We start from the raw sequence: 15470 nt of genomic DNA, 5'->3' as shown, positions 1-15470 counted from the left end.
AAGGCACCGCCCAGTGCCGGCGGTGAGTGGGCACTGGGGGATAAGATTGTGTGATTACTTAATGATGCCACGGGCGCGAAGAATGGCGGTTTTAAAATCTTCCTCGCAGTCTTTAGCGATGCCCGGGATCATCGCCTGCTTGTCCGCATTGCGCATTTTCAGGTGGTAAATCAGCACATCGTCGGTCAGGTCTTCCAGCTTGCCCTGGTACTTGGCTTCTTCCGCCAGCTTAAGCAGAAACTCAACCAGGTTAAGGTCCGGGTCTTTCTGCCATTCCGGATGAAGCAGCTCGATCAGCTCGTTGACGCGATGGGTTTTCATAACAGGCTCCGCAAATAAAGGCTGGGGTAATGTCGTACTTTTTATAAGGGTAAAAAGTATACCATTCTCCGGCGTGATACCAACCGGTGGGACAGAAAAAAGCACAGGCAGCCTAGGCTGCCTGTCGGACCGGTTATGCCGCTTGCTCAGTGCTGGCTGGCATCGGGTTGACGACCGGGGAAGCGGTCGGTACGGCAGTCAGCGTTGTCTGCGGTTGTTTTGGTTTTACCGTTGGAGCGTGAAAGGTACTGCGCAGACGGGAAGGACTGCGTGGAGTGCTGTACCTGACAAAGGAGGTTGGGCGCATGGTTTACCTACAAGTCAGGCTCATCCGTGGCCAGGGTTTATGGTGTATTTCCGCTTGCTCATGCTGGCTGGGCCGTTCCTCAGCGGAAATAAATAAGACATTGTTTTTTTCGCCGCGAGAATAGCAGTTACCTATGCGCAAGTCGAGTATTAATCCGGCATATTGATTAAGGTTTTTCCGTTTTGTCCGGCCGGGATTTTGCACCCGAACTGTTAGCAAGCTCGCCATCTGAGAAGATAAGCCGTTGCACCGGCGCGGCTTTGTGGTCTAATGCGGCTGACTGGCAATAAACGCCTGCTAAAGATTGACAGGCAGGTCAATAACAAGAGCCTCTGGAGGAAGTAAATGGATCACGATCTGCAACGTCAGGTCACCAGCCGTAACCTGTCATATAAACTGGCTGAAGCGATCGGACAGAAGATTCTGCGCGGCGAACCGGCTCCTGGTGAGATCTTGCCCGGCGAAGTTGAGCTGGGAGAAATGTATGGTGTCAGCCGGACTGCCATTCGCGAAGCGATCAAAATGCTGGCGGCCAAAGGGATGGTTCTGCCCCGCCCGCGTATCGGTACCCGGGTACTGCCAAAGCGCAACTGGAATTATCTGGATCAGGATTTACTGGCCTGGCTCAATTTCGATCAGCACGAAGAACTGGTCTCAGAGTTTCAGCGCGTCCGTATCACACTGGAACCGGAAGCCGCGGCGTTAACTGCCCTGAATGCCAGTGAGGCTGATCGTGCGCAGCTGTGTGCCCTGATGGTGGAAATGCATGAGCTGGGTGAGCACTTCGATCAGGAGCGTTGGGTCGATGTGGATACCCGGTTCCATCAGCTGATTTATTTTGCTTCCGGCAATCACTTTATCAGCCCGTTTGGCAACCTGTTCAAGGCGGTGTTTGAAAATTATTTCCGGGTGATTATCCGCGACCGGTTGCTCAAGCTGGAGCTGCACCAGCAAGTGGTTGATGGCATCATGGCGCGGGATCCGGATGCGGCCCGCCAGGCGACCATTGAGTTGCTAAAGTGAAACAAAAAAACGAAGCCACGGCTTCGTTTTTTTATGGGCGTGACGTCGCTTCCATCACGGTGCTTGCAGGCGGCGCCGGTTCGCTGCAATATTAATAGGAATTCATATCGTTTCGGCAGGGCCCAGCACGGCGTTGCCGGCGCAAAGGAGATGCCTGATGTCATTGTTCCGAAAAAGCCTGGCTAGCCTGGGAATAGGCTCGGCCCGGGTTGATACGTTGGTTCACCAGGACGTACTGATCCCCGGCGGTAACCTGCAGGTGGAGATCCAGATACACGGCGGGAAGGTCAGTCAGCAGATCGACAATATTGATCTCTACCTCTGCTGCCACTACCGCGAAGAAGTGGAAAGCAGCCGCGGTGACAACCAGCACCGTAAAGAAACCATCACCCAGGTGTGTAAATTGGCGGAATGGTCCCTGCCCTACGCTTTTGAAATTCAGGCCAACGAAGAGCGCCAGTTTTCGGCCACGCTGGAGCTGCCGTTCAATACGCCGATTACCATCGGGGATGCTAAGGTGTGGCTGGAAACCCATCTGGATATTCCGATGGCCGTTGACCCGAAAGACAAGGATCGCCTGACTGTCCGTCCGGATCCGTTGATGGATGGAGTGTTTACTGCGCTGGAGCTGGCCGGGCTGCGCATTCGCCAGGTCGAGTGCGAGGCGGCGAAAAACTTTGCCCTGCCGTTTGTACAGGAGTTTGAGTTTGTGCCGGTCTCCGGTCCGTACCACGGGCGCTGGCGCGAGCTGGAGATTGTAGCCTACCGCGATGAGCAGGCATTGCAATTGTGGTTTGAGGTCGATCGTCGCCAGAACGGGTTTAGCGGCATGCTGTCGAGCTTGCTGGGGCGCGGCGAACTGAAGCGTTACCTGGAATTACCGACGGGTATGCACCCACAGCAGGCTGGTGAGATGGTGCTGGAATTCCTTGATCAGCACACCTGAACTTCACTCCCTTAGCGTCGGTTCCTGCCCCTGAAAATTTAGCTTACACGTGTAAGCTAAAGTGTGCCATACTGCCGAAAACAATATGCAATATGGCCTTGCCGCAAGCGTGCGGCGGGGATTTTCGGGACAGTGAAAGGGAGCGCGAACATGGCGAAATCATTGACTTTGCGATCCGGCTATTCGGTCGCAGAGGAAGTGGCAAACAGTATCAGTCACGGCCTGGGGATGATTTTTGGCATCGTCGGGCTGGTGCTGTTGCTGATGCAGGCGGTGCAGGCCGATGCTGATGCACTGAGTATTACCAGTCTGAGTATTTATGGCGGCAGCATGATCGTGCTGTACCTGGCTTCGACCCTCTATCATGCCATTCCGTTTGCCCGTGCTAAGCGGGCCCTGAAAACTTTCGACCACTGTGCCATTTACCTGCTGATTGCCGGCACATATACCCCTTTCCTGCTGATCACCCTGCGGACCCCGCTGGCCATTACCCTGATGGCGGTGATTTGGCTGATTGCCCTGCTCGGGATGTTGGTCAAAATTGTTTTTGTGTACCGCTTTAAGCGGCTGTCATTGGCCACGTACCTGGCGATGGGCTGGCTGTCACTGATTGCCGTGTATCCACTGGCAATGTCGCTGGAGACCGGCGGGCTGGTGCTCCTGGCGGCCGGCGGGGTGATTTACTCGCTCGGGGTACTGTTTTATGTCAATCAGCGCATTCCGTTTAACCATGCGATTTGGCATGTGTTTGTGCTGGGCGGCACGGTCTGCCATTTTCTGGCGATTTACTTCTATGTTGACCCGGTCTGAGGGGATGACCATCGAGACGGGAAATTGAAAAGAGAGCCATGCGGCTCTCTTTTTCGTTTGGGGCTTTTTTATTCTGAGGCTCAGTTACGCCAGAAGGCCGGGAAGAACAGCACCAGCACGGTCAGAATTTCCAGACGCCCCATCAGCATGCCTAGGCTCAGGGTCCATTTCGCCATATCCGGTAAGGTCGCGAAGTTACCGGTCGGGCCGATTACCTCTCCCATGCCGGGACCAACGTTGGCCACCGCGGTCATCGCCCCGGTGATACTGGTGATGGCATCCAGCCCTTGCATGCCCAGCACAGCCGCCACAATCACGATGGTCAGAATGAAGGTCAGGGCAAAGGCCACGACAGAGCGTACGATACCGTCGGTAACCGGACGCCCGTTATAGCGCTGGATGAACACCCCGGAAGGATGAATCAGCTGCATCATCTGCTTGCGCAGCAGCGCAAACGCGACCTGGAAACGGAAGATTTTGACCCCGCCGGCAGTGGAGCCGGAGCAGCCGCCGACCAGCATCATGAACGCAAACACGATGGTCGGGAATGGCCCCCAGGAGCTGAAATCGTCCAGACCGAAGCCGGTGGTGGTGACAACCGAGATAATGTTGAACAGCGAGACCCGGAAAGCATCGGCAAACGGGTAGTCGCGCTGCCACGTCAGCCACAGGGCGACCGCCAGACCAGCACACAGCACCAGCAGGGTAAAGCCTTGTACCTGGGCATCTTTGAGCAGGGTTCGCGGGTGTTTTTTCCGCAGCACCTGGACAAACAGCAGGAACGGCAGGCCTCCGGCAAACATGAACACGATGGCCACCCAGTGGGCGGCATTGGAGAAGTGGTTCATGGAGCCATCGGAAGTGGAGTAACCGCCGGTCGACAAGGTGGTGAAGGCGTGGTTAATGGCATCAAAGGTGTTCATTCCGGCCATCAGGTAACCGACAAAGCACAACCCGGTCAGGCACAGATACACGTTGACGATATTTTTGGCCACGCTTTTAGTTCGCGGTGAACTTTTTTCCGACCAGTCGGACGATTCGGTTTGGAACAGCCGCATCCCGCCCACGTTCAGCATCGGCAGGATGGCCACCCCCATTACGATGAATCCGACCCCGCCGAGCCACTGCAATGTCGAACGCCACAGCAGGATACTCGGTGCCATGTCATCCAATCCGCTCAGCACCGTCGAACCGGTCGTGGTGATCCCTGACATGGTCTCGAAATAGGCATCGGTAAAACTGATATGGTTGATGAACACGAACGGCAGTGCGGCGAAGGCGCTGGCGATAGTCCAGACCAAGGTGGTGATCATGAACATATCGCGTACCCCGAGCTTGAACTCGTCGGTCCGGCCAAATGTCAGGCACAGAAAAGCGACCACGTGGGTGATCAGCACCGCCGTCGCGAAGTCGATAAAGCCCGCCGTCCCGGTGACAAACGCCACCAGGGTCGGGACATACATGAACAGGGCGATCTTTGACAGCACCAGCCCGATCACGAAGAGGATGGGACGATAATTGACCATAGTATTACAAGAAGAACGGGCTAGGCTGGAACAGGCGTTCGACGTCCGGGATGTATTTTTTATCCACCAGGAACATCACCACGTGGTCGTTCTGCTCAATCACGGTTCGGTCATGGGCGATCAGCACTTCGTCACCACGGACGACGGCACCAATGGTGGTCCCCGGCGGCAGCTTGATATCACCGACGGCCCGGCCCACGACTTTCGACGTGCTGGCATCACCGTGGGCGATTGCCTCAATGGCTTCAGCCGCGCCGCGTCGCAGTGACGAGACGTTGACGATATCGGCCTTGCGCACGTGGGTCAGCAGGGCCGAAATGGTTGCCTGCTGCGGCGAGATCGCAATATCGATAGTGCCGCCCTGGACCAGGTCCACGTAAGCGCCGCGCTGAATCAGCACCATGACTTTCTTGGCCCCCATCCGTTTGGCCAGCATGGCTGACATGATGTTGGCCTCATCGTCATTGGTTACCGCAATAAACACGTCAATCTGCTCAATGTGCTCTTCGCTCAGCAGTTCCTGATCCGACGCATCGCCACAGAACACGATGGTATTTTCCAGCATTTCCGACAGGTTTTCCGCCCGCTCCGGATTGCGCTCGATGAGCTTGACGCTGTAGCTCTGCTCCAGGCGGCGCGCCAGACCGGCGCCGATGTTACCGCCGCCGACAATCATCAGGCGTTTGTACGGCTTCTCCAGGCGCTGCAGTTCACTCATGACCGAGCGGATATGGTTGCTGGCCGCCACGAAGAACACTTCGTCATCCGCCTCGATAATCGTGGTGCCCTGCGGGCGGATTGGCCGTCCCTGACGGAAAATGGCCGCGACCCGGGTGTCGATGTGCGGCATGTGCTCACGCAGTGCCGACAGGGCATTCCCTACCAGCGGGCCGCCGTAATAGGCTTTAACCGCCACCAGGCCCACCTTGTCTTCGGCAAACCCGACAACCTGCAGGGCGCCAGGGTATTCGACCAGGCGTTCGATATAGCCGGTCACCAGCTCTTCCGGTGCGATTAAATGGTCAACCGGCACAGCATCTGACTGGAACAGCGGATCTTTTTCTTTCAGGTATTCCGGCGAACGGATACGGGCGACCCGGTTCGGGGTATTGAACAAGGTGAAGGCGATCTGGCAGGCGACCATATTGGTCTCGTCAGAGTTCGTGACGGCCACCAGCATATCGGCGTCCTGTGCACCGGCTTCCCGCAGGGTACGTGGGTGGCTGGCAAAGCCCTGTACTACACGCAGGTCATATTTGTCCTGCAGCTCTCGCAGACGCTCCGGATCCTTATCGACGATGGTGATATCGTTGTTCTCGCCAACCAGGTTTTCAGCCAACGTACCGCCGACCTGACCGGCACCGAGAATGATAATTTTCATAGCATGTGCCTGATTATTGGAATCGTTGTAGGTTACTACGCTTCAGGATGAGGGTCATGCTGATCTCTATCCATTTAGAATAACTTAGTTTTCACCCCTGTGGCGAACTGCCTCAAACAGGAGGAAAGCTGCAAAGAAAAAGCGGAACTTGTTAACCAAGTTCCGCTTTCTGATTATGCGTTCGTTTTGCGGATCACCGCATAGTAGAAGCCGTCCATGTCGTGTTCACCCGGCAGGATCTGACGGCCCGGTTGTGCCGGGTCGCTGTCCATCAGGGTCGCTTCCGGGGTACGGGACAGGAACGCTTTGACCTGTTCACTGTTTTCCTGCGGCGTAATGGAGCAGGTTGCGTACACCAGGGTGCCGCCTGGCTTGAGCTGTTGCCACATCGCATCCACGATCTCTGCCTGTAACTGCGCCAGTGCTTCAATGTCGTCTGCGCGGCGCAGCCACTTGATGTCCGGATGGCGGCGGATCACGCCGGTTGCCGAACATGGGGCATCCAGCAGAATCCGATCAAACTGCTCGCCATGCCACCACTGTTCAGGATGACGGGCATCGGCACACAGTACTTCGGCGTCGAGCTGCAAGCGCTGCAGGTTGTCGTAAACCCGTTTGAGGCGCTGTTCATCGCAGTCAATTGCCACCACTTTGGCTTGCGGCTGACGTTCCAGAATGTGCGCGGTTTTTCCGCCCGGAGCAGCACAACAGTCCAGAATCAGTTCACCGGCCTGCGGCTGCAGGTATTCGACGGACAGTTGCGCGGCGGCATCCTGTACCGAAACCCAACCATCAGCAAAGCCCGGCAGTCGGCTGACCTCACACGGGCTGTGCAGTTTCAGGGCATCCGGCGCCTGTGGGTGAATGTCGGTCGCAATGCCAGCTTCATCCAGCAGGGCGCGGTAGCTATCCCGATCATGATGACGGCGGTTAACCCGCAACCACATCGGTGCTTTGGTGTTATTAGCCGTGACAATGGCTTCCAGCTGATCCGGGTAACTGGTTTGCAGCAGTTTCAACAGCCAGCCCGGATGGCCGTAACGGCCGGCATCGTGGCTGGTCGCCTGGGTATCCAGAGCCTCTTGCTGGCGTTGGTAGTTACGCAGAATGGCATTGATCAGGCCCCGCAGCTGTGGCTTTTTCAGGGGCTTGGTGGCATTCACGGTTTCAGCCACTGCTGCGTGCGCCGGGATCCGCATGTAACCGAGCTGGTACAGGCCGACCAGGATCAGATGGTGGAAAACCCGTTGCTTGCCTTTCAGTGGCTTGTCCATCAGTTCCTGGGTAATGGCTTCCAGGCGGGGCAGCCAGCGCAATACGCCGTAGCACATTTCCTGCAGCAGCGCGTGATCGCGTTCTTTGATGTCTTGTTGGGCGGCTGGCAGTGCTGTTGACAGGGACTGGCCCTGATCGACAACCTGATACACCACTTTTGCCGCAGCGGCTCTTACATTCATGCAGTTTTCCTGATGTTATCGCCCCACCCTCGCCGGGACAGCGAGCCGGGGAAGAAAAAACGAAGGCCAGTGCAAGCACTGGCCTGGGGATCCGCGCGCCATGACGAATAACGCGTCAGGCCGCTGAGTCAGCTTATGATGAGAGTACGTTACCCGGGGTGAACCACTCTCGGCGCGAGTTCAGCAGATCCTGTGCCTTCATGGCTTTCTTACCCGGAGGTTGCAGCTCAATCAGACGCAGCGCGCCTTGCCCGGTCGCGACCAGAATACCGTTTTTATCGGCAGCCAGAATGGTGCCCGGGGCTTTGCCCTGGTTGTCTGCTTCCACGGCGGTCTGCCAGACTTTGATATTCTGCTCGGCCACGGTGAAGTAGCTCATCGGCCAGGGATTGAACGCACGAACACAGCGTTCGATCGCCGCGGCATCCATAGACCAGTCGATCTGGGCTTCTTCTTTGCTGAGTTTTTTCGCGTAGTTAGCCAGTGCATCATTTTGTTTCACCGGCACCGCCGTACCGGCGGCAATGTCGTTCAGACATTCAATCAGGGCGACCGGCCCCAGTTCTGCCAGCTTGTCATACATGGTGGCGCTGGTATCGGTCGCTTCAATCGGCGTGGTGGCGATTTTCAGCATGTCGCCGGTATCCAGACCGATGTCCATCTGCATGATAGTCACGCCGGTTTCGGCGTCACCGGCCCAGATGGAGCGCTGGATCGGTGCGGCGCCACGCCAGCGCGGCAGAATAGAACCGTGGACATTGATACAGCCCAGACGCGGGGTATCCAGGACCACTTGCGGCAGCAGCAGGCCATAGGCCACCACGACCATGATGTCGGCGTTCAGCGCAGCCAGCTCCTGCTTGGCTTCTTCAGACTTGAAGTTCTCAGGCTGATAAACCGGAATATTGTGCGCCAGTGCAATGTTTTTCACTGGGCTGGCCGTCAGTTTTTTCCCACGACCGGCTGGGCGATCGGGTTGGGTATAGACGGCAATCACGTCGTGCTCTGAAGACAACAACGCCGCCAGGTGAAGGGCGGCGAAATCCGGAGTACCTGCGAAGACAATTCGTAAAGGCTTGCTCAAGGTAAACGTCCTTAAATCGGGGTTAGGCTTAGTTGTTCGCGTGCTTGTCGTTGAAGCGTTTGATTTTGGCCAGTTTGTCCTGAATACGTTTACGCTTCAGCGGCGACAGGTAATCGACAAACAGCTTACCTTTCAGGTGATCAAGCTCATGCTGTACGCAGATAGCCAGTAGGTCGTCGGCATCAAATTGGTATTCCTTACCGTCACGATCCAGTGCCTTAACGGTCACTTCGGCCGCACGTGGAACCAGGGCTCGGGCGCCCGGTACAGACAGACAGCCTTCTTCAATTCCGTCTTCACCGCGTTTTTCGATGATTTCCGGATTGATCAGTACCATTGGCTGATTGCGCTCTTCAGAAATATCGATCACCACGATGCGCTGATGGATATCCACCTGAGTGGCGGCAAGGCCGATGCCTTCCTCGTCATACATGGTTTCCAGCATGTCATCGACAATTTTCTGGATCTCAGGTGTCACTGCTTCAACCGGTTTTGCTACGGTGCGCAGGCGCTCATCAGGGAATGTTAATACTTGCAATACAGACATAGATACTCGTTAAAAAGACAGTACGGATTACTCAAGATTCGTAGTTGCTCTAATTCTAGTCATTTTAAGCGCCAAATAACAGTCCCTGACGGTCGCGGGGTGCCCTGTTCGCCGAGGATAACGTGCCTTTTTGTGTAACAGAGAAAAAGGAAAGGTGAAGCGTGCCGAAAAGTCGCGGCACGGCGTGGGGAAGCGCTAGACACCTTTTCCCCGCAATGCCAGCCTGATGACCCAGTCAGGTGCTTGCCATGGGGAGCGGCACGGCGAAGTAGAACAGGAAGGGATGTATGTGGCTGCGTGTCATTGTCTTGGTATTGGCCGGATTTCACGGAACGGGGTGGGCTAAGCCGCCGCAGCCGAAGGTCATTGACGGTGCCCCTGAGGTGTATACCGTCAAAAAAGGCGATACTTTGTGGGATATTTCCGCCCATTTCCTGTCCAGCCCCTGGCTGTGGCCGACCCTTTGGCAGGCGAATGATTACATCAAAAATCCGCACCTGATTTATCCGGGCGATCAAATCCACCTGGTGTGGGTGAATGGCCAGCCGCGCCTGCAACTGAAGCGTCATTTGAAACTGTCACCGCAGGTTCGGATTGTACGCACCCCGATCACCACCCTGCAGTCTTCCCTGATGCTGCCATTTCTGGCGCAAGATAAGTTGATGACACCAGCCCATCTGGATCGTCTGCCACGGGTGGTCGGCAGCAGCCGGGCCAGAGATTATATGGCGGAAGAAGATTTAATTTGGGCTGACACGCCGCTGGAAACCGGGGATGTGTGGTGGGTCTACCGTCCGGACAAGCGCTTTGAACGTGAATTGGCAAACGGCGACACTCGGGAAGTGATGGGGTTGAAGGAAATTGCCCGAGCCAAAGTGACGCAGGCCGACAGTGAGAAAAGTGCGCTGACTCTGACCACTTTCCTTGGCGAAGTCAGACAAAATGACATTCTGCTGCCTGCGCCGCTTGGCCGGGAGGATCTCAACCTCAGCTTTGCGCCTTCTGCGCCGCCCGCCGATGTGTCCGGCAGCGTTGTCGGTCATTTAGGGGGCATGCGTTATATCGCGACCCACGATCCGGTTGTGATTGACCTTGGGCACCTTGACGGCGTGCAGGCTGGCCATGTGTTTAACCTGTACCGGGCTGGTGCCGGCGTGGTGGGTGAGAAAGGTAGTTATGATTATCAGGGAGTGAGTTTCCAGCAGCAGAAGTTTGTCCTGAGCCAGGTGCCGGTTGGTGAAATGGTCGTGATTCGGGCATATGAGCATTTTGCCCTGGGAGTGGTAACCCGGGCGACCCAGCCTTTTGTGCCGGGTACCCTCGCCTTGCCTCCACATCACGGCTGAACCACGGCAGTACGTAACATGACGGCATTAGTTGATTGGTTGGTTCTGGCGTCTGCACCGGGTCTGGGCGGCGTCAGGATCAGCCGTATCTTGGAACATGTGACTCCGTCATCCCTGCGTGCGATGTCGGCCGAAGAGTTGACGGGCATCGGTATGACTCCCCGCCAAGTGAGTCACTTTCGCCAGCCTCCGATGGCAAAAATTGATCGTTGTCTGCGTTGGGCCAGCCAGCCGGGCCAGACTATACTCACCTTAGATTCTTCTCATTACCCTGCTTTACTTAAAGAAATCGCTTCACCTCCTCCTTTATTGTTTGTCCGGGGAGAGCCGCACTGGTTGCTGCAGCCACAGCTGGCTATTGTCGGCAGCCGCTCAGCCAGTATCGACGGTCGGGAAGCGGCTTATGAATTTGCGGCTGCACTGGTAGCGGCCGAGTATGTGGTGACCAGCGGATTGGCGTTAGGGGTGGATGGTCAGGCGCATTACGGAGCGCTGAAAAATGGCGGGGCCACAGTAGCGGTACTGGGCTCGGGCCTTGATCGGATCTACCCGGCCAAACACCGTGAGCTGGCGAGCCTGATTACGCAGCAAGGGGCGCTGGTCTCTGAGTTCTGGCCGGATGAATCGCCTCGGCCGCAGAACTTTCCGCGTCGCAACCGAGTGATCAGCGGACTCTCGGTCGGCGTACTGGTGATAGAGGCGGCGCAGAAAAGTGGCTCGCTGATTACGGCGCGGTATGCCTTAGAGCAAGGGCGGGAAGTCTTTGCCCTGCCCGGCCCGATTCATTATCCCGGGAGCCGAGGCTGCCATGCCCTGATAAAAAATGGTGCCAAACTGGTCGAAACACCGGTCGATATCTTTGAAGAAGTCGGGGCGCTGACAAGCTGCGTAAAAAATAGCCATTCGGATGAATCGCTCGCACAACCTGAAAATGAAAAATTGCCATTTCCAGCGCTGTTGGCTAACGTAGGCAGTGAGGCAACACCCGTAGATGTAGTTGCTGAGCGCAGTGGGCAACCTGTTCAGGAAGTCATGATGCAGTTACTTGAACTGGAACTGCTCGGGATGGTCACTGCTGTACCAGGTGGCTATATCAGAGCGAGGAGGGGCTAGTTATGATGGATATCCTTATGTACCTGTTTGAGACCTATATCCACAGCGATGTGGAATTGATGGTCGATCAGGATGAATTATCCGAAGAATTGCTGCGAGCTGGGTTCCATCAGGAAGATATTTACAAGGCCCTGGAATGGCTTGAGAAACTGGCCGCATTGCAAGAAACCGAAAATACCCCATACATGAACACCAGTGCGGTGACATCAATGCGCATTTACACGGCGCAAGAGATGACTCGCCTGGATACCAACTGCCGTGGCTTTCTGACTTACCTGGAGCAGATTCATGTTCTGGGCGCAGACACCCGTGAAATGGTGATTGATCGGGTCATGGAGCTGGATACGGCTGACTTTACCCTGGATGATTTGAAATGGATCATTCTGATGGTGCTGTTTAATGCACCGGGTAATGAAAGCGCCTACAGCCAGATGGAAGAACTGCTGTATGGCATGGAAGATGGCTATATTCACTAAAGCCGGTCAGGTTTACTAAGTGGTAGAGAGTAAGATGTCTGATCGAACGAATGAGCCGTTATTTACCGCTCACGAGCACGCATTAGAGCGGGAAAATCTGTGTCCTCAATGTGGTGCCGCGCTGGTGATGAAACACGGTAAGCGCGGCCCGTTTTTGGGCTGTGCGTCTTATCCCGCCTGTGATTATATCAAGCCACTCCACCATAACGACGGCCATATCGTGAAACACCTGGCAACCCCCTGCCCTGACTGTGGTGAGGAACTGGTGTTGCGTCAGGGGCGTTATGGCATGTTTATTGGTTGCAGCGCGTATCCGGTCTGCCAGCATATTGAGTCACCGGAAAGAAAAGCGCAGGCTACCCAGCTGGGTTGTCCGGATTGTGGCAAAGGGCATCTGGTCGAACGCAAATCGCGTTACGGCAAGGTGTTTTACGCTTGTGACCAGTACCCGTCCTGCCGCTTTGCGGTCAACCTCAAACCTGTGGCCGGGGTGTGTCAGCAATGTGCTTATCCGCTTTTGGTTGAGAAGAAGCTAGCCAGTGGCGTGCGTTTGCAGTGCGCAGACCGACGCTGCCATGCGTATCAGGATGCCGTTTCGCAGGCGCCGGAACATGGTGAAACTGGCGAACCGGATATCGGGTAACAAGCACCACGCCAGTGTTTACACGCTCGCGGTGGCAGGTGAAGCAACAATGGGCCATGTGACAAAATAAAGCCGGCAGTAAGCCGGCTTTTGTGTTTTCTAGTCTGGCCGTATCGCGGCGTTAACCATGTAAGGCGGGAAACGCGTCCGGATCCAGATGGCTGGCTAATTGTTTCAGCGCCTCTTGCAAGGCCGCCGGGGTGTCTGCGCACAGGTTAATGTGCCCCATTTTTCGCCCGGCTCGCTTCTCTTTGCCGTACCAGTGGATATGGCAGGTTGGTTCAGCCAGAATGGCGGTTGGCAGGCGATCTTCTCCTAAGATGTTCACCATTGCTGTCGGACGGATTAAGGCCGTGCTGCCTAATGGAAGTCCGGTGACCGCACGCAAATGGTTTTCAAACTGGCAGGTTTCGGCCCCTTGTTGGGTCCAGTGGCCGGAGTTGTGTACCCGGGGCGCAATTTCATTGACCAGCAACTGGCCGTTTACATCAAAGAATTCAATCGCCAGGACACCCACGTAGTTGAGTGAGTTGGCCAGCGCAGTAAACATCTTTTCAGCCTGAGCCTGCAGCGCGTGATCGCCTTCCTGGGCGACGGACAAGCTCAGTACCCCATTGGTATGCGTATTCTCGGTCAGTGGATACACCGCAATTTGTCCGTCACGACCGCGAGCTCCGATCAGGGAGACCTCGCGATCAAACGGGATGAAGGCTTCCGCTACAATAGCCTGGTTTTCAGTCTGCGCCATGAAGTCAGCCATGTCTTGCCAGACGGCTTCAACCTGACCCGCTTCTTTCAGACGCCACTGCCCTTTGCCGTCATAGCCACCCAGTGCACTCTTCAGCACCATGGGCAGGCCAATTTTGGCGATGGCCGCGTCCAACTCTGCCCGGCTGGTGACGATATGGTATGGCGCATTGGCCACCCCAGCATTGTCCAGCAGGTTTTTTTCCAGACGGCGATCGCCACCGGCTTTTATGGCGGTGGTGGTGGGCTGGAATTTGCCGCTACGCTCGCAAATATCGAGAATTTCATGAGGAATATGCTCAAATTCTGCGGTGATCACATCGGTGTAGGTGAGCGCGGTATCCAACCCTTTCAGCATGACCTGCTGGGTCAGCGGATGCACGACTTTACCGGTCGCCACATCATAGGCAAACACTTCAATGTTCAGCGGTGCCCCCGCCAGGGACATCATCCGGGCCAGCTGGCCGGAACCCAGCACTAGCACTTTCATTGTGAATCCTCAGCCGGGTTTGGATTGCTCAGTACTGCGTCAGTCTGCTCTTTACGGAAGGCATCAATGGCTGCCATGACATCGCTGTCCTGAGTACCGATGATTTGCGCTGCCAGCAGGCCAGCATTCGCAGCACCGGCCTCACCGATGGCCAGCGTGCCCACGGCCACGCCTTTTGGCATCTGTACAATCGAAAGCAGTGAATCCATGCCTTTCAGAGCGCGGGATTGGACCGGTACCCCTAACACCGGCAGGCTGGTAAAGGCCGCCGTCATGCCCGGCAGGTGCGCAGCCCCCCCGGCACCGGCAATAATCACCTTAATGCCACGGGTCTGTGCACTCTCCGCATATTCCGCCAGCAGGTGCGGAGTTCGGTGAGCCGAGACCACCTTGGTTTCATAAGCGATATTGAAGCGATCTAGCATTTCCGCTGCGTGCTGCATGGTTGGCCAGTCAGACTTTGATCCCATGATGATTCCAACTTTCATCCCGATCTCCTTTGGGGTAGCAAAACTATTGGGTTCAGTGCGTGTGGGCTGCATTATACGAAGATTTTTTGTGAAGGAAAACGTTTGCGTCGGTGAAATTGCAACAATCGTTAACGAGCGTGGAGTTGTGGTTCAGGAGTCGGTAAGATAGCAGCACAGAACACTCAAGACAGGCAATGACCTGATAAGCATCGAGGAACGTGTGGAAAACCTGAACCATGTGGTGGCTGCCCTGCGGCAGGAGGAAGTGATCGCCTATCCGACTGAAGCGGTTTTTGGCGTAGGTTGTGACCCTGATAGTGAGCAGGCCGTCATGAAACTACTGGCGCTGAAGCAACGACCGGTTGAGAAAGGCCTGATTCTGATCGCAGCCAATTATGAGCAACTGGCGCCTTACATAGACGACAGTCAGCTGACTGACGAGCAGAAACAGCGAATTTTTGATTCCTGGCCGGGACCGGTTACCTGGGTAATGCCAACCAAGCCTGGGGTACCCCGCTTTCTAACCGGCCAGTTTGACACCATTGCGGTTCGCGTGACTGATCATCCTCTGGTGCAGGCATTGTGTCTGGCTTTCGGTAAACCGCTGACGTCGACCAGCGCCAACCTGACCGGCCAGGAGCCGGGCCGGACGGTCGCGGAGGTTGAGCTGCAACTGGGTGACCGACTGGCCGCGATTTTACAAGGTGACACCGGTGGACGGGAAAATCCGTCAGAGATACGAGATGCCCGTACCGGTCAGATTTTCCGACAGGGATAAAGAAA

At 55.9% G+C, this 15470-nt stretch carries 17 protein-coding genes; 8 read left to right on the top strand and 9 right to left on the bottom strand.

From position 1 onward, the window contains the following. Window positions 1-54 precede the first annotated feature (54 nt). Together PGW97_RS16245 and PGW97_RS16240 are read right to left on the bottom strand one after the other, a co-directional pair. Window positions 55-321: a YihD family protein gene (locus PGW97_RS16245; RefSeq protein WP_047887477.1), complete on the bottom strand. Its 267-nt coding sequence runs from the start codon at window positions 319-321 to the stop codon at window positions 55-57. Window positions 322-454: 133 nt separating this feature from the next. Continuing rightward, a complete protein-coding gene (locus tag PGW97_RS16240) occupies window positions 455-628 on the bottom strand; it encodes a hypothetical protein (RefSeq protein WP_273858015.1) in 174 nt (57 codons plus the stop codon). Window positions 629-973: 345 nt separating this feature from the next. On the opposite strand from PGW97_RS16240, the gene PGW97_RS16235 reads away from it, so the two are divergent. From PGW97_RS16235 to trhA, 3 genes are all read left to right on the top strand, one after another. Then, window positions 974-1651: a FadR/GntR family transcriptional regulator gene (locus tag PGW97_RS16235; RefSeq protein ID WP_047887476.1), complete on the top strand. Its 678-nt coding sequence runs from the start codon at window positions 974-976 to the stop codon at window positions 1649-1651. Between the two features lie 157 nt (window positions 1652-1808). After that, window positions 1809-2597, top strand: a complete 789-nt coding sequence (locus PGW97_RS16230; protein ID WP_047887475.1) for a sporulation protein — start codon at window positions 1809-1811, stop codon at window positions 2595-2597. A 150-nt stretch (window positions 2598-2747) separates the two neighbouring features. Next, window positions 2748-3407 (top strand): PAQR family membrane homeostasis protein TrhA, encoded by a 660-nt coding sequence (gene trhA, locus PGW97_RS16225; RefSeq protein WP_047887474.1) that lies wholly within the window; start codon window positions 2748-2750, stop codon window positions 3405-3407. 80 nt (window positions 3408-3487) lie between these two features. Here the strand turns inward: trhA and PGW97_RS16220 are convergent, their stop codons facing one another. The 5 genes from PGW97_RS16220 to def form a co-directional block, all read right to left on the bottom strand. After that, a complete protein-coding gene (locus tag PGW97_RS16220; protein ID WP_047887473.1) occupies window positions 3488-4933 on the bottom strand; it encodes a TrkH family potassium uptake protein in 1446 nt (481 codons plus the stop codon). A gap of 4 nt (window positions 4934-4937) precedes the next feature. Further along, window positions 4938-6314 carry a Trk system potassium transporter TrkA gene (gene trkA / locus PGW97_RS16215; RefSeq protein ID WP_047887472.1) on the bottom strand — a complete coding sequence of 459 codons (1377 nt, stop codon included), beginning with the start codon at window positions 6312-6314 and terminating at the stop codon, window positions 4938-4940. 173 nt (window positions 6315-6487) lie between these two features. Continuing rightward, on the bottom strand, window positions 6488-7771 hold the full coding sequence (rsmB, locus tag PGW97_RS16210; protein ID WP_273858012.1) for a 16S rRNA (cytosine(967)-C(5))-methyltransferase RsmB: 1284 nt from the start codon (window positions 7769-7771) through the stop codon (window positions 6488-6490). A gap of 133 nt (window positions 7772-7904) precedes the next feature. Then, window positions 7905-8855, bottom strand: a complete 951-nt coding sequence (gene fmt, locus PGW97_RS16205) for a methionyl-tRNA formyltransferase (RefSeq protein ID WP_273858011.1) — start codon at window positions 8853-8855, stop codon at window positions 7905-7907. Window positions 8856-8883: 28 nt separating this feature from the next. Beyond that, entirely contained in the window at window positions 8884-9402 is a 519-nt protein-coding gene (def, locus tag PGW97_RS16200) for a peptide deformylase (RefSeq protein ID WP_047887469.1), read from the bottom strand. 287 nt (window positions 9403-9689) lie between these two features. Here def and PGW97_RS16195 point away from each other — a divergent pair, with 287 nt between their 5' ends. From PGW97_RS16195 to PGW97_RS16180, 4 genes are read left to right on the top strand one after another with little or no spacing between them, the layout of a single operon-like run. Further along, on the top strand, window positions 9690-10748 hold the full coding sequence (locus PGW97_RS16195; protein WP_273858009.1) for a LysM peptidoglycan-binding domain-containing protein: 1059 nt from the start codon (window positions 9690-9692) through the stop codon (window positions 10746-10748). Window positions 10749-10766: 18 nt separating this feature from the next. After that, a complete protein-coding gene (gene dprA / locus PGW97_RS16190; protein WP_273858008.1) occupies window positions 10767-11861 on the top strand; it encodes a DNA-processing protein DprA in 1095 nt (364 codons plus the stop codon). Between the two features lie 2 nt (window positions 11862-11863). Then, a complete protein-coding gene (locus PGW97_RS16185; protein WP_047887466.1) occupies window positions 11864-12337 on the top strand; it encodes a DUF494 family protein in 474 nt (157 codons plus the stop codon). A gap of 34 nt (window positions 12338-12371) precedes the next feature. After that, window positions 12372-12980 carry a DNA topoisomerase family protein gene (locus PGW97_RS16180; RefSeq protein WP_273858005.1) on the top strand — a complete coding sequence of 203 codons (609 nt, stop codon included), beginning with the start codon at window positions 12372-12374 and terminating at the stop codon, window positions 12978-12980. Window positions 12981-13101: 121 nt separating this feature from the next. Here PGW97_RS16180 and PGW97_RS16175 read toward each other — a convergent pair whose 3' ends face one another. Continuing rightward, the gene (locus PGW97_RS16175; RefSeq protein WP_047887464.1) at window positions 13102-14217 is read right to left on the bottom strand and encodes a 5-(carboxyamino)imidazole ribonucleotide synthase; all 1116 of its coding nucleotides are present in this window, start codon (window positions 14215-14217) and stop codon (window positions 13102-13104) included. Then, a complete protein-coding gene (gene purE, locus PGW97_RS16170; RefSeq protein WP_047887463.1) occupies window positions 14214-14705 on the bottom strand; it encodes a 5-(carboxyamino)imidazole ribonucleotide mutase in 492 nt (163 codons plus the stop codon). The genes PGW97_RS16175 and purE overlap by 4 nt, the downstream gene beginning before the upstream one ends. A gap of 202 nt (window positions 14706-14907) precedes the next feature. Between purE and tsaC the strand changes: the two genes are divergently transcribed. Next, on the top strand, window positions 14908-15465 hold the full coding sequence (tsaC, locus tag PGW97_RS16165) for an L-threonylcarbamoyladenylate synthase type 1 TsaC (protein ID WP_207103413.1): 558 nt from the start codon (window positions 14908-14910) through the stop codon (window positions 15463-15465). Window positions 15466-15470 lie beyond the last annotated feature (5 nt).

It is taken from the genome of Photobacterium sp. GSS17, assembly GCF_028621875.1.
GTDB classification, from domain to species: Bacteria; Pseudomonadota; Gammaproteobacteria; order Enterobacterales; family Vibrionaceae; genus Photobacterium; species Photobacterium ganghwense.
This window is presented reverse-complemented; position numbering and strand designations above follow the sequence as displayed.